Here is an 18,124-nt window from a genome sequence, read left to right on the forward strand (position 1 = left end):
GACAATTTCTTCTATGGTGCTTGAATGGCCATCAAAATCTGGAGCGGGAAAGCAAACTGAAGGGCAAGGTGACCTCTTGCCCGATGTGTGCCAACCTCACGTCAACCGCGGAGATTGACGATACTCATTTCGCCGGCCTGGCCGCAGTTACATGGGGGTTGCACTCGTTCGGCCGTTTCCATAAACACGACCCGAAGATTGTATCGAAAGACGATGTGAAAAAATGACAAAAACCGCGCTTATTACTGGGGTGACCGGTCAGGATGGTGCCTATTTGGCCGAATTGCTTCTGAGCAAGGGCTATACGGTGCACGGTATCAAGCGGCGGTCATCGTCTTTTAATACCGGCCGCATCGAACATATCTATCAGGATCCGCATGAGACACATCCTCGTTTCATCCTCCACTATGGCGACATGATCGACTCGACCAACCTGCTGCGGATCGTCCAGCAGACGCAGCCCGATGAAATCTACAATCTTGCCGCACAAAGCCATGTAGGTGTCAGCTTCGAAACGCCTGAATATACGGCGGATGCCGATGGCGTCGGGACGTTGAGGTTGCTCGAAGCGATCCGTATCCTGGGCCTCGAGAAAAAGACCCGGTTCTACCAGGCATCGACTTCGGAACTCTACGGTCTTGTGCAGGAAGTGCCGCAGAACGAGAAGACGCCCTTTTACCCGCGTTCTCCTTATGCCGCAGCCAAGCTCTATGCCTACTGGATCGTCGTGAATTATCGCGAGGCCTACGGCATGCATGCGTCGAACGGCATTCTTTTCAATCACGAAAGCCCGCTTCGCGGCGAAACCTTCGTCACGCGCAAGATCACGATGGCGGTGGCTGCCATCCACCTGGGGCGGCAGGATAAGCTTTTCCTCGGCAATCTCGACGCCAAGCGTGACTGGGGCCACGCGCGTGAATATGTCGAGGGCATGTGGCGCATGCTGCAGCAGGACAAGCCGGATGACTACGTCTTGGCGACCGGTGAGACGACGAGTGTCCGCCAGTTTGTGGAGTGGGCTTTTGCCGACGTAGGCATTGCTTTGGAATGGAAGGGGTCCGGCGTCGATGAAAAGGGCTATGACGCCGCGTCCGGTGCGTGCCTTGTAGAAATCGATCCTCGATATTTCCGCCCGACAGAAGTCGATCTTCTGCTTGGCGACCCGACCAAGGCACGTCAGAAACTCGGCTGGCAGCACAAGACGCCGGTTCGCGAGCTCGCCGCTGAAATGGTACGGGAGGATGTCAAGCACTGGAAGGCTCAAAACAGCCGGAAAGAGATCTGAGTGTACGACCTGTCCAACAAGAAAATCTGGGTTGCCGGCCATCGCGGTATGGTCGGCAGTGCTCTTGTGCGTCGGCTTCAATCCGAAGATTGCAATGTCATCACGGCCACGCGCCGGGAGGTCGATTTGACGCGGCAGGAGGAGGTCGAGAAATTTGCTGAAGCAACCCGGCCTGACGCGATCATTCTCGCTGCGGCCAAGGTTGGCGGTATCCTCGCGAATGACAGCTATCCCGCAGAATTTATCTATGACAATCTGATTATCGAAGCGAACATCTTCGAAGCCGCCCACCGGGCGGGAGTGGACCGGCTGCTGTTCCTGGGTTCAAGCTGCATTTATCCCAAGCTCGCTCCGCAGCCCATTCCCGAAGAGGCTCTGTTGACCGGTCCGCTTGAGCCGACCAACGAATGGTACGCGATTGCCAAGATCACCGGTATCAAGCTCGCGGAAGCATACCGGAAGCAATACGGCCACGATTACATTTCCGCCATGCCCACCAACCTATATGGCCCAGGCGATAATTTCGACCTGAATTCCAGTCACGTGCTGCCTGCGCTTATCCGCAAGGCGCATGCCGCGAAACTTCGCAATGACCCGCATATGGTGGTCTGGGGCACAGGAACCCCGCGCCGAGAATTCCTTCACGTCGACGACTGCGCCGACGCGTTGGTGTTTCTCCTCAAAACCTATTCGGGCTCGCAGCACGTCAATGTCGGCTCGGGCACAGATCTCGAAATTATCGAATTGACGCGTTTGGTATGCCGCGTTGTCGGTTACGAAGGTGAGATCATTCATGATCTTTCCAAGCCTGATGGCACGCCGCGAAAGTTGATGAGCAATCAAAAGCTGCAGGACATGGGCTGGAAACCGCGCATTTCGCTTGAGGATGGCATCCGCGCTACTTACGCTTGGTTCCTTGAGTTCGAAAGCAGATCTGATCCAGCGGTCTGATACCAGGTCGGTGATGACCGGCATTCCCTGTTCTAGGCTATCCCGCAGACCCGCACGGCAGCCGGAGCGAGGAATGCAGCGAAGGACTTTCCGTTTTGTCGTAACGGGTGGCGATGCGCCGAAATTGCTTGAGCCGGCTGAACAGAAGCCATCCGGGCTTGCCCGCCGGAATGGTCAGCAGGTCCGGAACGGCCTTGTAGCCTGAAGCTCCACCAGCCGTCAGGATAAAGCCGAGAGGGCGGTTCGATCTGCAGTTTGCCGACGAGGAAGAGCAACTCGAGTCGCGGCGGTCGGCAGGACAGTTCCGCCATTGAGGCGGGAGAGCCCGATAGGGCTAGCGCGGTAAGTATTGTGGAATATGCGAATATGCGCATATTCTGCGACTGGCGCTGCCAGACAAGACCGGTCGCGGGCCTCTGGGGGGATCCCATGGAAACAATCGTCGAGGACGCCCATGCTGGCGTCGTGTCGCCCGAACTCGTGGTCGATGCACTGTTTGCATGCCGGAAGACGGCAGCGATCAGGGCGGCCATCGAACTTGATCTTTTTACTCATATCGGCGAGGGCAAAACGGCCGCATTGCTGGCGTCGGCAATAAGCGCCTCGGAGCGAGGGGTGCGCATTCTGTGCGACTACCTCGTGGTCCACGGTTTCCTGACAAAGGAGAGCGGACAGTACCGAATGACGCCCTCGACCAGAATGTTCCTCGATCGCAATTCGCCAGCCTATATGGGCTCTGCCGTCGAGTTCGTCGCTGCACCCGAAATACTCGATAATTTTCTGCGCGATCCGGCCGCCGTCGTGCGAAACGGCGGTTCGGCCGGACTTGCAAACATTTCGGCGGACAACCCTGTCTGGCTGAAGTTTGCGCGTGGCATGGGCTCCTTCACGGGTCTCAGCGCCAAAATACTCGCTGACGAAATCTCCGGCTGGCCGAGCGCTCCCAAAAAGGTGTTGGACATCGCTGCAGGTCCAGGCGTCTTCGGGATCGAAATCGCCAAAGCCTTTCCATCGGCGGACATCATCGCCGTCGACTGGGGCGCTGTCCTGGAGCTGTCGAGGCAGAATGCGGAAAAATCAGGCGTGGCGGACCGCTATCGGACGATCGCCGGCAGTGCCTTCGACGTCGACTGGGGCGCCGGTTATGATCTCGTTCTGCTTCCGAATTTTCTGCACCACTTCGATTTGCAAACATGTGCCCAACTGTTACGAAAGATCGTCGCGAGCCTTGCAGAGGGTGGTCGGATCGTCGCGGTGGATTTCGTACCGAACGAAGATGGCGTGTCGCCGCCCTTTCCTGCGGCGTTCTCTTGGGAGATGCTCGCCAGCACGCCGTCGGGCCAGGCTTATACGCAAAGTGAGCTGACTGAGATGGCAGGACTGGCCGGTCTTGCCGGCGTCATCGTCAAACCCTTGCCGCCAACTCCGGCAAGCCTCATCCTGTTTGAATAGCAGCAAGAGGTTGGCGCTCCCATCGTCCTCTATTACACGGGTGTGCCGTCAGGGCTGGCAGATGAACGTCATTAACGCGATCCCGGGCTTCTACCCCGCTGACGCTCAGGTACCTGCTACAGGGCAACTATGCGACCGCTATCGGATCGAAGGTGACCCAAATGCACGCCGGCTCGATCGAGTTCAGCGACGTCTGGTATGAGGACGGGAAGTGGAAGGCGCTCATCGTCTGCTTCCAGTTCATGCGCGATGACAACCAGCTCATCGAGACGATGGCGCAGTTCACCGTCTTTCCCGGCGTCTGGCCGCTTAATCTGATGGAGAGGTGGAAGACGTTCGACCAGCGTTCGGCTGAGAACTTGCAGTTCGTTCGGATTGCCTGACGTGCGGCAGTACCAGGAAATTGAGGAGACCGCCCCCCCGTAGGTCGGCGCTTCTCTTTTCCAAAATGTCACCAATCAAGGTCGTCAGAAATTCTGCCGTCAGATGGGTCCAGTCTGTCATAAACGGAACACCCCCGCCGCTGGTGAGGCATTTCTCCTTGTCGTAGTCGCAGTGAAGCTTGATGATATCGACGTAGTTGAATGCAAGATCAGAAGGGAAAAATGGCAGTTGCGCTATGGTCTGGTTAGCTGGCGGATAGGTCGCCAATCGCAGGCACGTAGAGGCATCAGATTTTGTCTGAAGCATTAGCCCCAGGCACGAGTGCAAGTCGTCTAGCTGGAAATAATCTCCGAAGACGTAAATTCGCGCGTCATCCGAGTGGCTTTTCATCCAGGAAAGAAGCTCAAACCTAAACGGGTTGACAGTGTACTCGAAAGGCCGATGACTCGTGAGGAAAATCGCTTTCGTTCGGCTGAGCAATGACTTGTCGTTGATATATTTTTCAAAGGGAATGCAGTATTTGTCGTAAATGCTGGCGCGAGAGGGGGCCTTAACAATATCGTTCTTGATCTCCACCATGCAGTTTAAGTAGCTTATTGCCACGACTTGATATCGGTCGGCATCGATGTAATTTTTCAGCGCGACTGACCAGTTTCTGGCGTAAGAGTCCCCAATTATGAAGATAACGGGCTTCCCGGCTTGAATGTTGTTGTTCAAGCCTAGAAAAGTGCTTTCGAGTCGTGCTTCGTTCATCTGCGCGAAAGATGGATAGACTTGATCCAACCTGTGAGGAAAACCGGCCATAGAGACTGCTGACACAACAGCAGCCGTGATGGCTACAACTGATGAGCTTAGGTAGATCCAGAGAGCGCGGCTTCTCCTGGTGCGGCGAAGGGGCTTTTCGATAACGACAAAGCTGACGACCGCGACCAAGACCGTCGCTGCGATGGCAAGAACCTTATCGCTATTGTTGAAATTCAAGCTTGTCAGCCGCGCGAAGGCGAAGACCGGGTAATGCCACAAATATAAAGAGTAGGATACCAATCCGGTGAGCGCCGCAGGTCGAGAAGCCAACAGGCGCCCGACCGCGTCCTGCTGACTGGTGAATGCGAGCACCAGACAGGTCCCAATGACAGGGATCACAGTTACCAGGCCAGGATGAGCCGTGTCCTTTCTAAACAAGATGAGCGAACCAAGAACGAGGACAAGCCCGGCCGCCGCGAGCAACGGCCGAGGGCGAGTTCGTCCACGCCTCACCTCGTGATAGGCGAGAAGTGTTCCGGCCAGCAGTTCCCACGCCCGGGTGAGTGGCGAGTAGAAGGCTTGTTGCTGATCATACCGTACCGTTACGACACACAATACAAAGCTAAGGGATGCCACCAGCAACACGCATGGCAAAAACCTTGACTTCAGGTATCGGCGCACGATCAACAATAAGAGCGGAAACCCGATATAAAATTGCTCTTCGACGCTCAACGACCAGGTGTGAAGAAAAGGCTTGAGAAGGGTGTTGGGCTCCCCGTACTGGGCCGCAGTAAAATAGAAATAGATATTCGATCCAAATAGGAGCGACGAACCTATGGAATTCGCGAAATCAAGAAGTTCCGATGGTAATAAAAGGTAGTATGCGAAGGGAATTGTCGCGAAAACGACCGCAAACAACGCAGGTAGAATTCTCCGCGCGCGCCGAGCATAGAATTTAAGGAAATCAATACGCCCCGTTGCTTCGATTTCTTTCAGCAGAATTTGGGAGATCAGAAAGCCACTGATCACAAAAAACACATCGACGCCGATGTATCCGCCCTGCAGCAACGTGTGGCCGGCAACCGTGAACTCGGCGTGATACAGAATAACCGCGATCACCGATATGGCTCTTAAGCCATCGATCTCTGGTCTGTAAACCTTCAAAGCTAGCCCTGCCTTCGATATCTGTGCGTAACGTTGTCGCGCCCAACATTGGCGCTTTTGGGCTGCCTAACACAGAGATCTTGGAGGGAGAACAGTATAGCCTGATAAAAGATTTGCGGGCGCGGCCGATTTCAATCTTTATTTTCGGTGCTGTTGTAAATCAGCATTCCGGAACCTCATTGGTTTGCATGTGTTTTCCAATCGCTGACCACTTTTGTCTATCGGCCGTTCCAGAAGCGAGAGACGTCAGGCCGACGCCAATAGCGCCTACCATCGCTGCCCACCACCGCGCGCCCGAAATCAGCAAAAATCGAAATGGCGCGTGTAATGCGTAGATGCTCGCCCGAGCTGCGATGTCGGATTCGCTGACAGCCCGCGCCCGTCGATCCAAGTGATCAGGGGCAGCGAAAAGGAAGCAGGCATTGGAGGGGACGGGAGGGTAGGCAAAAGCAAGCCCGTTTGCCGTAAAATCAATCGCTTAGTGAAATATTGGCTGGGGAACCTGGATTCGAACCAAGATTAACGGAGTCAGAGTCCGTCGTTCTACCATTGAACTATTCCCCAGCATAAGCGAACCGGCGGGCGGTCGGCTGGTGTGCGGCGCTTATAACCAAAAGCCGGGGAATTGCAAATAGCTGTTTTGAAAAAAATCGGTGCTGCCGGGGAAAGGTGAAACCGCTGCAAATCCCCTGTCCAAAAAAGAATTTGGCGATTTCGGCGGGCGCTGATATTCTTGCCACAACGCAAAAATCGAATGAGCGCCTGCTGCATATCTCAAGACTTGCGCGGCGTGATGGAAAAATAACGTGGAAGACCCCGAAGGCGGCGTAAAGCCGCAATTTGACGGGGCGTCGGCGGCAGGGCGCAAGGACGGCAAGAAGTCCAGGCGCCGCAAGGGCAAACGTGGCGGGCAATCCCGCAACGCGGCTCATCCCGCTTCGCATGAGCCCTCCGGCGGTGCCGGACAGCCTGCGCGCCCGATGGAAGATGCAGCCGGCAATCCGGCTCGCAAGCGCAAGCGTCGCCGTCGTGGCGGCCATGGTGCTGCGCAGGACGGTTCACCTCAACCTCATGTGTTGGAACAGGCCGGAGCGGCAGATCATGCCGCCCGGTCCGATGGCGATTCGGCGCCGAGCCGTCGCAACCGCCGCAAGCATCGCGGCAAGCGCGGTCTGCAGGGCCGGCCGCTGACATCGGCAAAACCAGCAGGTGCCCCGCAGCAGGAAAGCCGCGCGGAAGAGACGGCGCGCGTCGCCGTCCCGCGCGAAACCCAGAACGGCGCGGCCGCCAGCCGCAAGGGCCGCCAGGACAGCCATATCAATCCCGGTTATCAGGGTGATCGCCAGGGCGGCGAGTATGTGTGGCCGGAGGAGCTCTACGCTGCTCTCGATCTCGGCACCAATAATTGCCGTCTCCTCATTGCCCAGCCGACCCGTCCTGGTCAGTTCCGTGTCGTCGACGCTTTTTCCCGCATCGTACGCCTCGGCGAAGGCCTTGCGGCCAGCGGCCGTCTGTCCGACGAGGCGATGGAGCGGGCGATCGAGGCATTGAGGATCTGCGCCTCCAAGCTCAGGAACCGAGAGATCCGCCGCATGCGGCTGATCGCCACCGAAGCCTGCCGCCAGGCCGTCAATGGCGAGGACTTCCTCAACCGGGTCGTTGCCGAAACCGGCCTCGAGCTCGAAATCATCGATCGGGAGACCGAGGCGCGGCTTGCCGTCTCCGGCTGCTCGTCGCTGGTCGGTCGCGAGACGCGCTCCGTCGTGCTCTTCGATATCGGCGGTGGCTCGTCGGAGATTGCCGTCATCCGCATCGGCGACAATCGCTTCAGCCGTCTTGCCAATCACATCACCCACTGGACCTCGCTGCCGGTCGGCGTCGTGACGCTGTCGGAGCGCCATGGTGGGCACGACGTCACGCCGGAGGCTTTCGAAGGCATGGTGCGCGAAGTCGAAGGCATGCTTGGACGCTTCGATTGCCCGGAGATCGAGGTCGCCCAGACCGGCGACTTCCACCTGATCGGCACATCGGGCACGGTGACGACGCTTGCCGGCGTGCATCTCGACCTGCCGCGTTATGACCGGCGCAAGGTCGATGGCATCTGGCTGTCCGATGACGAGGTCTCCGCCATGCAGGCAAAGCTGCTCTCCTGGGATTTCGCAAGCCGCGCCGCCAATCCCTGCATCGGGCCGGACCGGGCCGATCTGGTGCTGGCTGGCTGCGCCATTCTCGAGGCGATCCGCCGCCGGTGGCCGAGCCCGCGCATGCGGGTTGCCGATCGCGGCTTGAGGGAAGGCCTGCTCACCGACATGATGGCCGATGACGGCGTGTGGCGGCGCAATCGCAACCGCCGCGGCCAGCGCGTGAGATCGCAAGATAAGGAATAGCCATGACCAAGGCACCGATCGCGGGAAACCGCACCGGCCGCAAGCTCGGCCAGCGCGTCAAGAACAAGAAGATGAAGGCCTCCTCCCGCCAATGGCTGCAGCGCCACATCAACGATCCCTATGTGCAGCGCGCCCAGCTTGAAGGCTATCGCGCCCGTGCCGCCTTCAAGCTGCTGGAGATCGACGAGAAACATCACATCCTGCGCGGCGCCAAGCGCATCATCGACCTCGGCGCTGCCCCCGGCAGCTGGTCGCAGATCGCTGCCAAGGTCACCGGCTCGACGGATGAGGACATCCGTGTGGCCGCAATCGATTTCCTTGAAATGACCCAGCTTCCGGGCGTCAAGATCCTGCAGCTCGATTTCCTCGATCCGACCGCGCCGGAAAAGCTGCTGGAGGCGGTCGGCGGCACGCCCGACCTTGTCATATCAGACATGGCAGCACCCACCACCGGCCACCACCGCACCGACCATCTGCGCACCATGCATCTCTGCGAAGTGGCAGCGCATTTCGCCGTCGAAGTGCTGGGGGAAGGCGGGCACTTCCTTACCAAGACCTTCCAGGGCGGAACCGAGCGTGAACTGCTCGCCATGCTGAAGCAGAATTTCCGCCAGGTCGTTCATGTCAAGCCGAACTCGTCGCGCGCCGAATCGGTCGAGATGTTCCTGCTGGCCAAAGGGTTCAAGGGGCGCAAGGCCGAAGGCCAAGCAGAAGAAGCTTGATCTTTAAGCCGGTCCTGACGGATGATGGCGATCGGCTGCATAATTTCTTAAATCGGGATCGATTTAAGGATAAGGTAGGCAGCAATGGAAAGCATTGCCGCGTCCTTTGCGTGTCCGAAAGGACGCGCGGCGCTGTGAGGATTTGAACCGCTGATCCCATGCTTCTTTACGTCACGCTCGGAACCAACGACCTTTATCGCGCAGGGCATTTTTATGATGCCGTGCTGTCTCCCCTCGGCTATCGCCGCCAGCGCTCTTCCGAAGAGGAAATCGGCTATTCCGCCGAGGGCGATACGCGCTGCCGCTTTTGGGTGGTGACGCCGTTCAATCACCGCCGGGCGACCTCGGGCAATGGCGCCATGGTCGCGCTGGCGGCCGAAACGCGGGCGGATGTCGATGCCTTCCATACCGCGGCGATTGCGGCAGGCGCCGTGGATGAGGGCGAGCCCGGCCTGCGCTCCTATCATGCCCATTTCTATGCCGCCTATATCCGTGATCTCGACGGCAACAAGCTCTCTGCTGTCTGCGAAAACCCGGAGTAGCGGCTGCCTATTTAACCGCCTGCTGTTCGGCTTCGACAGTTGCTGCCGTCATCGCCTTGGAGCGGTGGCCGGAAACAAGTGCGCCGGCATTGCGGTCCATTCTGACGAAGGGAATGGTCGCAATGACGGTCAGTCCGGCGATGATGTAGAAGGCAAGGTGGAAATCGGCCACATCAAGCGCCTCGCCGCTGATATAGATCGAGCTCTCCAGGATGGCGGCGGCGACCGCAACGCCGAGCGCCAGGCTGACCTGCTGCATCACCGAGCTCATCGATGTCGCTTGGCTGGCTTCGGCATCATCGATATCGGCGAAGGCAAGCGCATTCACCCCGGTAAACATGAAGGAGCGGGAGAAGCCGCCGAGCAGCAGCACGACGATGATGACGAGGTGCGGCGTCGACGGCGTGAACAGGCCGGTGACGACAGTCACCAAGGTCGTTGCCATGGCGGCGCCGAGAAGCGTCGTGCGGAAGCCGGCAGCGGCGAAGACGCGCTTTGCCATGAACTTGGTGGTGATCGCCCCGATCGCTCCGGCAAAGGTGATGAGGCCGGATTGGAACGGCGTCAGCCCGAAGCCGAGCTGCAGCATCAGCGGCGTCAGGAAGGGCATGGCCCCGACGCAAATGCGAAACAGCGTGCCGCCCAAGGTGGAGGCGCGGAACGTCGGGTTCTTGAACAGGTTGAGGTTGAGGATCGGCGCCGGATGCCGCTTGGCATGGCGCACGTAGAGGAAGCCGCAGATGAGGCCGATTACGGTGGCGGTGACGCCAATGATCGGGGGCAGGGCCGGCAGACTGACCACTGACAGACCGAAGACGACGCCCGCAGCCGATAGCGAGGTCAGCACGAAGCCGGCGAAATCGAGCCGCGGCGGCGCAGTTGCTTCCACCTCCGGCAGAAAGATCGTCGCAAGCCAGATGCCGATGATGCCGACCGGTACGTTGATCAGGAAGATCCAGTGCCAGCTGAAATAGGTGGTGATGAAGCCGCCGAGCGGCGGGCCGGTGAGCGGGCCGACAAGCGCGGGGATGGTCAGCAGCGCCATGGCTGAGACCAGATCGCTGCGCTTAGTCGTGCGCACCAGCACGAGCCGGCCGACCGGCGTCATCATCGCGCCGCCCATGCCCTGCAGGAAGCGGGCAAAGACGAATTCCACGAGGTTGGACGAGACGGCACAAAAAATCGAGCCGATGACGAAGACGGAGATGGCAAGGCGGAAGATCTTCTTGGCGCCGAACCTGTCGGCTATCCAGCCGCTGACCGGGATGAACACCGCCAGCGCCACCATGTAGGAGGTCAGCGCCAGCTTCAGCGTGATCGGCCCGACATGCAAATCCGCGGCAATCGCCGGCAGCGCCGTCGCAATGACGGTCGAATCCATCTGTTCCATGAAAAGGGCGACGGCAAGGATCAGCGGGACGATGCGATTCATAGGCGGGAGCCTTGATGGGGCAGCGGATTGGAGCTGGAAAGGCCCGTGCTGTTTAGTCCCAACTGCGGGTTCTGCCAATCCCCAAATCCAGGTCGACGGCACCTTTGCTTCACGTCTGCGTGAGACGGCTTGCGCATCAACGTCGCCTGTCAAGATTGACATATGTTTACACTTGCGGGGCAAGAAATCCGGCCGGAAATGTCATCGGGCCGTGCTGCGAACACCGCGCGTCATGGGAGAATGGATATATGGCAATTTCGACGCGAATGAAGCGGCGCACCGTCTTCGCCGCAGGCTTTGGCTTGCTGGCGGCGCCGCTGCCTTCAAGAATGCCCGCTATCGAGATGATCGCGACCGAAAAGATCGCCTTCCTTGGCTACCACATGCCGTTCCCGGCAGCCGGCTTCGTCGAGAGGCAGGATGGCGGTTATCGCTTCGTCCCGAAGACTTATCAGTTCGACATCTGATCCGAAGCGGTTCAGGCTTTCACGGAAGTGCTGACCGCTATAACATATTGTATTTAAACCATTCCGGACCGAAAAATGCTTAGGGCTTTTCCCGGAATGCTCCTCGCGCATGGCACCCATGACGAACCCGGCAGACATGCCGGGCTTTTTGCTATTTCCTTCCTGTCATAGACGTGTTACCAGCCCTCGCCAACTTCCAAGCAACCCAATGCAGACCGACGGGGCGGACGATTCGTTTCCGGACAGGGTCGCATTTTTATTAAATGAAGGAATTTGGCCATGGCGCGCATCATTGAAACGGCAACCGGCGCAGACGCGCTTACCTTCGACGACGTGCTGCTGCAGCCGGGACATTCCGAGGTCATGCCCGGCCAGACGAATATCTCCACCCGTATCGCTCGGGATTTCGAACTCAACATCCCGATCATCTCATCCGCCATGGATACCGTCACCGAGAGCCGCTTGGCGATCGCCATGGCCCAGGCCGGCGGGCTCGGCGTCATTCATCGCAACCTGACGCCGATCGAGCAGGCCGAGCAGGTCCGGCAGGTGAAGAAGTTTGAAAGCGGAATGGTCGTCAACCCGGTAACGATCGGCCCCGATGCGACGCTTGCCGATGCGCTCGCGCTCATGAAATCCTACAGCATCTCCGGCATCCCTGTCGTCGAGAAGTCCGGCCGCCTCGTCGGCATCCTGACCAACCGCGACGTCCGCTTCGCTTCCGATCCGGAACAGAAGATCCACGAATTGATGACCAAGGACAATCTGGTCACCGTCAAGGAAAACGTCGATCAGCAGGAGGCCAAGCGCCTGCTGCATTCGCATCGCATCGAGAAGCTGCTGGTCGTCGATACCGAGGGCCGCTGCGTCGGCCTCATCACCGTCAAGGACATCGAGAAGTCGCAGCTGAACCCGAACGCTTCCAAGGATGCGCAGGGCAGGCTTCGCGCCGCCGCCGCCATCAGCGTCGGCGATGACGGCTTCGAGCGCGCCGAGCGCCTGATCGAAGCCGGCGTCGACCTTCTGGTCGTCGATACCGCCCATGGCCATTCGCAGCGCGTCCTCGATGCCGTCTCCCGCGTCAAGAAGCTCTCCAACTCGGTGCGCATCATGGCGGGCAACGTCGCCACTTATGACGGCACCAGGGCGCTGATCGATGCCGGTGCGGATGCCGTCAAGGTCGGCATCGGTCCGGGCTCGATCTGCACGACGCGCATTGTCGCCGGTGTCGGCGTGCCGCAGCTTGCCGCCATCATGTCGGCGGTGCAGGCGGCGAATGATCAAGACGTGCCCGTCATCGCCGATGGCGGCATCAAGTTCTCCGGCGATCTTGCCAAGGCGATCGCCGCCGGCGCTTCCGCCGTCATGATCGGATCGCTGCTTGCCGGCACCGATGAAAGCCCGGGCGAGGTCTATCTTTACCAGGGACGCTCCTTCAAGGCCTATCGCGGCATGGGTTCCGTCGGCGCCATGGCCCGTGGCTCCGCTGATCGCTATTTCCAGGCTGAGGTGCGCGACACGCTGAAGCTCGTGCCTGAGGGCATCGAAGGTCAGGTGCCGTACAAGGGGCCGGTCTCGGGCGTCATCCACCAGCTTGCCGGCGGCCTCAAGGCGGCCATGGGCTATGTTGGCGGCAAGGACCTCAAGGAATTCCAGGACCGCGCCACGTTCGTGCGCATCTCAGGTGCCGGTCTTCGCGAAAGCCACGCCCATGACGTGACGATCACCCGCGAGAGCCCGAACTATCCGGGCGCCGGCCTCTGATCATGAAAGCGGGCAGCGGGATTCCTCTCTGGATCGTCGCGCTGCTCGCAGCCCTTTGCCTTGCCGTGCTCGCCTGGACGACCTTCGGCTTCGTCGTTCCCTTCAAGCATGAAACCGGCCAGGCGGTGCTCGATACCTATTTCGCCGGTTACGACGAGTCGGCCGTCTTCCACATGCAGAAGCTGCTCGATGAGAACGAGACAGCGACCAGGCTGCTACGCGCCATGTATTTCGGGCCGGAGCTGATCTTTCCGGCACTGCTGACGGCGCTGCTGTTCTTCGCCTTCCTCAAGCTCGGTCCTGTTGGTTCGTGGTTCGGCCAATCGCTGCATCCGGTCATTGGCAAAGCGGTTTACCTGCTGCCGTTCATCTACGGCATTGCCGACTACGGCGAGAATATCTCGAGCCTCATCGCCTTCGGCAACGGTGCGCCCTCTACTGTTGCAACGCAGCTACTGCCGTGGATGACACGGCTGAAATTCGCAAGCCTCGCCATCTGCTTCATCCTCATCGTCCGGCTTGCCATCGGTCGCTGGCTCTCGCCGCGCCAGGATTGAGGCCGCTTTCAGCCTGAGCGGCGCTGGTGTCCGGTTCTCCTTTCGGCTACTGCATAAGTCCTTAATTCGGAATCGATTTAAGGAGAAAATTATGCAGCAACTCAAAAGTATTACAGCGTCCTTTGCGTGCCTGAAAGACGCGCGGCGCTGTCATACGCGCAACAAATGCGGAAGCAGAAAGGAAGCGGCCATATGACCGGCTATCAAATCTTCTGGCCACTCCTTGCCCATGTGGCCCTGGTCTATGGTCTGTATGCGCTTCTTGGGCTTCGGCGCGCAAAAATGGTCCGCGCCGGCACCATCGCGAAATCGGATTATCGCGAAAACCGCCGCGAGCCGGCCGAAAGCCTTGCCGTCAAGAACTGTCTCGCCAACCAGTTCGAACTGCCGGTTCTCTTCTACGCCTGCTGCATTCTTCTCTATATCACCGAGGCCGACAATCTCGTTTCCGCCGGCCTCGCCTGGGCCTTCGTCGCCCTGCGCTACGCCCACGCCGCCATCCATGTCACCAGCAACGACCTGCGTTATCGCAGCCCGATCTTCGCCGCCGGTTACCTGGTGCTTGCCGCCATGTGGGTCTGGCTCGGCGCATGGATGGTAATGAGCTGAGGCGGCAGGCGCTACCGCCCCATCATTTGCCCGCCACCTGCTACATAATTCCTTAAATCGGGATCGATCTAAGGATAAGATCTGCAGCAATTCAAAGTGCTGCAGCGCGACGACCGAACATGCCGGCATCGGCGGCAAGATGGCCGCCGCACGTTGGGCCATTCCCAAGATCGCAGACAACACACAGCAGCATGGGGCGCAAGCGGCGCTGCCGGTGAAATTCTGACTCGATATGCGTGCGGCGCCGAGCGTCTGTTTCAGTCGTGCACAGGACGCCGTAGCACTTTGAATTGTACGATAGCGCACCGTTTTCACACGCTTTTCCCAGCCGTTAAAATGCGAGTGTTTCCATTTACCGCGGATGAAGGCCTGCATGTCATATCGGCTCGACGCGGTGGTTTGGCACATGCCTTTCGCCGTGAACAAAAAGAGTGGGAACGACATGGGCGCGGAAAGCATGGAACGCATCGGCTTGCGCAGGAAGCCGAAGCAGGAGCGCAGCATCCAGAGGCTGGACCTCATTCTCGCTGCCGCCGCCAAGATCATCGCCGAAAAGGGCGTCAGCGCCATGCGGATGACGGAACTCGCCATTGCCGCCAAGGTGCCGATCGGTTCGGTTTACCAGTATTTCCCGGAGAAGGCGGCAATCGTCAAAGCCCTGTTCGACCAGCACGCCTCGGCGATCCAGGCGAAGATGGCGGCGATGTTTGCCGACGTCCAGTCACTCGACCAGGCGCTGGACCGCGTCTGCGCCATCATCGACTGGTATTACGATTCCTACCACAACGATCCCGTCTATCTCGGCGTCTGGATGGGAACGGAGACCGATCAGGATCTGTTGCAGCTGAATATAGAACATAGCGGTCGCGTCGCCGGTGTCTTTCATGACGCCGTGCGCCAGCTGGCTCCCGACTTTTGCGACGAAGACATGTATGCGCGCACTTACCTGTTCAGCCACCTGATCGGCGCTGTCATCCGGCTAGCCGCCGTGAGCGAGGAGGCCTTGGCGCGGCGCATGCTCGATGAGTGGAAGCGCGTCATCCGCGCCTCCCTTTTTGCCACGACCCTGCCGCGCGCCGCCTGAGAGCTCTTACCAGCTTGGGACCATATTGGCCGCCTTCAGCCGCGGATAAAGGCGCGCCTGGGCGGATTTGACGTCCGCCTCGAGGCTGTCGTCGACGACAGCCGGCGTGATGTTGTCGAGACAGGCGGTGATGTGCGCCGTGATCGCGTTCATCAGCGAGAGCGAAACGCCCGGCCGCTTCATGATGCCGATCTGCACCGGCGGCAGCGCCGGAAAGCCGTCCGCCTGGCTCAGCACCTTCATGCCCGTCCGCAGCGCCGATTCCGGCATCACCGAAACGGCCATGCCGGCAAGCACGGCAGCGGCAACGACGGTACAGGACCAGCTGGTGAACAGGATCTGGTGCTCGCGCCCCACCGCATCGAGCGCCGAGCAGGCGAGCTGGCGCCATTGGCAGTCGCGCCGGCCGACGGCAAGTGGCACCGGTGCGTCGTCGCGGATCGGATGGTTGGCCGAGCCCACCCAGCAGAGCGGCTCGGTTCTCACCACATCGGACATGCGCTCGCGCGGATTGTGGGTGACGAGCGCGATATCGAGCTCGCCCTTATGCATGCGCTCGGCAAGATCCACCGAGGGCTCGCAGACGATATAGAGCTCGACATTCGGATGCGTCTTGGCGAAGCGGCCGATGATTTCGGGCATGTAGCGGTCGGCATAATCGTCCGGCGTGCCGATGCGCAGCATGCCCTCCAGCCTGTTGTCGTCGAAAGCGGCGATCGCTTCGTTATTGAGGCGAATGATGCGCCGGGCATAGTTGAGCAGCTTTTCGCCCTCGACCGTCAGCCGGTTGCCGCGTCCGTCTTTGATGAACAGCTGCTTGCCGATGCGTTCCTCGAGACGGCGCATCTGCATGGAGACGGCCGATTGGGTCTTGTAGACCCTGTCGGCGGCTTTGGTGAAGCTGCCGGAATCGACGATGGCGATGAAAGTCTGCAATTGGTCGAGATCAAGAGGCGCGGACATGTTTTCACCCATAAAGATAGCTGATGATAATCATTAGAAACATTCGTTGGACTGATCAATAGGTCTTTGGCATCTTCGGGATGCAAATCAAGCAAAGTGAAGGACAGGCGCCCTGCCTGTCCGAGCCAATTCAGCCTGCTCCTTCCCGCACGACCTCGCGGGCAGGGTGGGTTGTTGCGCGCCTAAAAGAATTCGAAAGAAAGGAGAGTTCAATGCGCATGATAGACCGAACAATAGAGCTCGACTGCGGCAAGCGGACCCCGACGTTTTCCCAGCGTCTGGCAGCAGGCCTCGCACCGTTGGCCTCCCTCTTTCGCGTGTTCCGCAATCGCATGGAGATCAACGCGCTGCATGATCTGAACGACGCGCAGCTGAGGGATATCGGCCTTAGCAGGGCCGACCTGACCTCTGCGTTCCTGGCCTCGACCTTCTTCGAGGACCCGTCGGAACATCTGACGCGCTCGGCGCGCAATCGCTGGCGCCTGTCGTCGTTCTTGCGCCCCTACGAAGAGCAGGAGCGTTAAGTTTCCCCGCAGGGTGATAGCCAATAGCCCTGCCGCTTGACCCGGTGATCGGCTTTCCCAAGCCATCTCCGGGTTTTTTTACGTGCTAAAGTCCCGCATCCGGGGTTATTCGCTCGTCTTGGGCGGGGGCTTCGGCCGATAGGTTTCGAAGATCGCTTCCAGGTTCCGCTGGTAGTTCTTCTGCACTTCCAGTCCGCTGTCGAACATGGCGTTCAGCATCTCGGTATAGCTGTCGGCATTGACCTTCGCCTCTTCCTTCGGCGCCTCCGGCGTCTTAGTCTGGGCTGCCGGCTGCTGGCCGAGCCCGCCCATCATCTCCTGGAAGGCTTTGGCGAAAGGATTGTCGAGGAAGGGGTTCGGCGTCTGCGTTGGCGCAGGCTTCGGCATCGAAAACATCTGCTGCATCGCCTGCGTAAAGGGATTGTCGAAGACGCTGGGCTCTGGGGCCGGCTTCGGGGCGAAGCCGGTACTCTCAAGCCATTTCTGGATGGTTTCGCCCATCGCCGTGTTGAAGAAGGGATTGACCGGCGACGCCATCTGGCCGGTCGTCTGCTTGAAGAGCCCGCCCATCAGCGTATCGGCCAGCACCGGCAGCATCTGCTTGTAGATATCCTGGCCGATGCCGGTCATTTGTGCGGCCTGGGCGGCGACCGCGCGCGAAACCTCCTTCGAGCCGAAAAGCTGGGCAAGGATGTTGTTGCCGTCGGAAATGCCCTCCGGCGTGAAGGCCCGGTTCATATCCTCGAAATATCGCGCATAGTTGCCGGAGGAGACCGCCTGCATCAGCCCAACGAAATCATAGGGATTGCTGGTGCTGCGCTTCAGCCCGGCGGAAAAGGCCGGCATCAGTGCCGCCATCGCCTTCGTCGCCTGTTCCTGTGCGAGGTTGAACTGCCGGGCGATCGCCTCCATCGCCGCGCCGTTCTGCGCCTGCATCATCATGTCGAAGAGTGGCAGCATGGAAGTCCCTTTCCCCAGGTCGTGACGCATTGTAACGCCACTATAACCGGAAATGGCAATGCGCAAACGGCTTTTTGCCATAAGAACTTAGGGAGGAATTTCGCTAGAGCGTTTGGCTAAGGTTCCAGCGGCA

The 18,124-nt window shown here is 59.4% G+C and carries 16 protein-coding genes, 1 tRNA gene and 1 pseudogene; 13 read left to right on the top strand and 5 right to left on the bottom strand.

What is annotated here, in order from left to right; translation table 11 throughout:
• Positions 1-223 precede the first annotated feature (223 nt).
• From gmd to N1937_RS02350, 4 genes are all read left to right on the top strand, one after another.
• Positions 224-1,285, top strand: coding sequence for a GDP-mannose 4,6-dehydratase (gene gmd / locus N1937_RS02335; RefSeq protein WP_017967134.1), 1,062 nt, complete (start codon positions 224-226; stop codon positions 1,283-1,285).
• Positions 1,286-2,236, top strand: a complete 951-nt coding sequence (fcl, locus tag N1937_RS02340) for a GDP-L-fucose synthase (RefSeq protein WP_311202827.1) — start codon at positions 1,286-1,288, stop codon at positions 2,234-2,236.
• Positions 2,237-2,665: 429 nt separating this feature from the next.
• Positions 2,666-3,688 carry a methyltransferase gene (locus N1937_RS02345; RefSeq protein WP_260057359.1) on the top strand — a complete coding sequence of 341 codons (1,023 nt, stop codon included), beginning with the start codon at positions 2,666-2,668 and terminating at the stop codon, positions 3,686-3,688.
• A 152-nt stretch (positions 3,689-3,840) separates the two neighbouring features.
• Complete coding sequence (locus N1937_RS02350; RefSeq protein ID WP_260057360.1) at positions 3,841-4,071, top strand: hypothetical protein; 231 nt, start codon at positions 3,841-3,843, stop codon at positions 4,069-4,071.
• Here N1937_RS02350 and N1937_RS02355 read toward each other — a convergent pair.
• Together N1937_RS02355 and N1937_RS02360 are read right to left on the bottom strand one after the other, a co-directional pair.
• Positions 3,998-5,980, bottom strand: a complete 1,983-nt coding sequence (locus N1937_RS02355; RefSeq protein WP_311202828.1) for an acyltransferase family protein — start codon at positions 5,978-5,980, stop codon at positions 3,998-4,000. The two genes, N1937_RS02350 and N1937_RS02355, sit on opposite strands and share 74 nt — an antisense overlap.
• 490 nt (positions 5,981-6,470) lie before the next feature.
• Positions 6,471-6,544, bottom strand: a tRNA-Gln gene (locus tag N1937_RS02360).
• A gap of 242 nt (positions 6,545-6,786) precedes the next feature.
• Between N1937_RS02360 and N1937_RS02365 the strand changes: the two genes are divergently transcribed.
• From N1937_RS02365 to N1937_RS02375, 3 genes are all read left to right on the top strand, one after another.
• The gene (locus N1937_RS02365) at positions 6,787-8,367 is read left to right on the top strand and encodes a Ppx/GppA phosphatase family protein (protein WP_260057362.1); all 1,581 of its coding nucleotides are present in this window, start codon (positions 6,787-6,789) and stop codon (positions 8,365-8,367) included.
• Between the two features lie 2 nt (positions 8,368-8,369).
• A complete protein-coding gene (locus tag N1937_RS02370) occupies positions 8,370-9,089 on the top strand; it encodes an RlmE family RNA methyltransferase (RefSeq protein ID WP_170256215.1) in 720 nt (239 codons plus the stop codon).
• A 158-nt stretch (positions 9,090-9,247) separates the two neighbouring features.
• Positions 9,248-9,631: a VOC family protein gene (locus N1937_RS02375; protein ID WP_260057363.1), complete on the top strand. Its 384-nt coding sequence runs from the start codon at positions 9,248-9,250 to the stop codon at positions 9,629-9,631.
• A 7-nt stretch (positions 9,632-9,638) separates the two neighbouring features.
• On the opposite strand, the gene N1937_RS02380 is transcribed toward N1937_RS02375, so the two are convergent.
• A complete protein-coding gene (locus N1937_RS02380; protein ID WP_260057364.1) occupies positions 9,639-11,063 on the bottom strand; it encodes a DHA2 family efflux MFS transporter permease subunit in 1,425 nt (474 codons plus the stop codon).
• Between the two features lie 341 nt (positions 11,064-11,404).
• On the opposite strand from N1937_RS02380, the pseudogene N1937_RS02385 reads away from it, so the two are divergent.
• The 5 genes and pseudogenes from N1937_RS02385 to N1937_RS02405 all read left to right on the top strand — a co-directional run.
• Positions 11,405-11,530, top strand: a pseudogene (locus N1937_RS02385) (MBL fold metallo-hydrolase); the annotation flags it as partial.
• 279 nt (positions 11,531-11,809) lie between these two features.
• Complete coding sequence (guaB, locus tag N1937_RS02390; RefSeq protein WP_017967142.1) at positions 11,810-13,294, top strand: IMP dehydrogenase; 1,485 nt, start codon at positions 11,810-11,812, stop codon at positions 13,292-13,294.
• 2 nt (positions 13,295-13,296) lie between these two features.
• On the top strand, positions 13,297-13,851 hold the full coding sequence (locus N1937_RS02395; RefSeq protein ID WP_222281641.1) for a hypothetical protein: 555 nt from the start codon (positions 13,297-13,299) through the stop codon (positions 13,849-13,851).
• Positions 13,852-14,043: 192 nt separating this feature from the next.
• On the top strand, positions 14,044-14,460 hold the full coding sequence (locus tag N1937_RS02400; protein ID WP_026154447.1) for an MAPEG family protein: 417 nt from the start codon (positions 14,044-14,046) through the stop codon (positions 14,458-14,460).
• Between the two features lie 442 nt (positions 14,461-14,902).
• The gene (locus tag N1937_RS02405; RefSeq protein ID WP_246727023.1) at positions 14,903-15,544 is read left to right on the top strand and encodes a TetR family transcriptional regulator; all 642 of its coding nucleotides are present in this window, start codon (positions 14,903-14,905) and stop codon (positions 15,542-15,544) included.
• 6 nt (positions 15,545-15,550) lie between these two features.
• On the opposite strand, the gene N1937_RS02410 is transcribed toward N1937_RS02405, so the two are convergent.
• Positions 15,551-16,507, bottom strand: coding sequence for a LysR substrate-binding domain-containing protein (locus N1937_RS02410; RefSeq protein WP_032985245.1), 957 nt, complete (start codon positions 16,505-16,507; stop codon positions 15,551-15,553).
• 212 nt (positions 16,508-16,719) lie between these two features.
• Here N1937_RS02410 and N1937_RS02415 point away from each other — a divergent pair, with 212 nt between their 5' ends.
• Positions 16,720-17,031, top strand: coding sequence for a DUF1127 domain-containing protein (locus N1937_RS02415; RefSeq protein ID WP_162119338.1), 312 nt, complete (start codon positions 16,720-16,722; stop codon positions 17,029-17,031).
• A 105-nt stretch (positions 17,032-17,136) separates the two neighbouring features.
• Here N1937_RS02415 and N1937_RS02420 read toward each other — a convergent pair whose 3' ends face one another.
• Positions 17,137-17,991, bottom strand: a complete 855-nt coding sequence (locus tag N1937_RS02420) for a DUF937 domain-containing protein (RefSeq protein ID WP_260057365.1) — start codon at positions 17,989-17,991, stop codon at positions 17,137-17,139.
• Positions 17,992-18,124: the final 133 nt, after the last annotated feature.

This window comes from Rhizobium sp. WSM4643 (genome assembly GCF_025152745.1).
GTDB classification, from domain to species: Bacteria; Pseudomonadota; Alphaproteobacteria; order Rhizobiales; family Rhizobiaceae; genus Rhizobium; species Rhizobium leguminosarum_I.

Bases quoted from the DNA above. Each gene is read 5' to 3' on its own strand.
- gmd (WP_017967134.1), top strand. From the start codon at position 224: ATGACAAAAACCGCGCTTATTACTGGGGTGACCGGTCAGGATGGTGCC.
- N1937_RS02345 (WP_260057359.1), top strand. From the start codon at position 2,666: ATGGAAACAATCGTCGAGGACGCCCATGCTGGCGTCGTGTCGCCCGAA.
- N1937_RS02370 (WP_170256215.1), top strand. From the start codon at position 8,370: ATGACCAAGGCACCGATCGCGGGAAACCGCACCGGCCGCAAGCTCGGC.
- N1937_RS02375 (WP_260057363.1), top strand. From the start codon at position 9,248: ATGCTTCTTTACGTCACGCTCGGAACCAACGACCTTTATCGCGCAGGG.
- N1937_RS02380 (WP_260057364.1), bottom strand. From the start codon at position 11,063: ATGAATCGCATCGTCCCGCTGATCCTTGCCGTCGCCCTTTTCATGGAA.
- guaB (WP_017967142.1), top strand. From the start codon at position 11,810: ATGGCGCGCATCATTGAAACGGCAACCGGCGCAGACGCGCTTACCTTC.
- N1937_RS02395 (WP_222281641.1), top strand. From the start codon at position 13,297: ATGAAAGCGGGCAGCGGGATTCCTCTCTGGATCGTCGCGCTGCTCGCA.
- N1937_RS02400 (WP_026154447.1), top strand. From the start codon at position 14,044: ATGACCGGCTATCAAATCTTCTGGCCACTCCTTGCCCATGTGGCCCTG.
- N1937_RS02405 (WP_246727023.1), top strand. From the start codon at position 14,903: ATGGGCGCGGAAAGCATGGAACGCATCGGCTTGCGCAGGAAGCCGAAG.
- N1937_RS02410 (WP_032985245.1), bottom strand. From the start codon at position 16,507: ATGTCCGCGCCTCTTGATCTCGACCAATTGCAGACTTTCATCGCCATC.
- N1937_RS02415 (WP_162119338.1), top strand. From the start codon at position 16,720: ATGCGCATGATAGACCGAACAATAGAGCTCGACTGCGGCAAGCGGACC.
- N1937_RS02420 (WP_260057365.1), bottom strand. From the start codon at position 17,991: ATGCTGCCACTCTTCGACATGATGATGCAGGCGCAGAACGGCGCGGCG.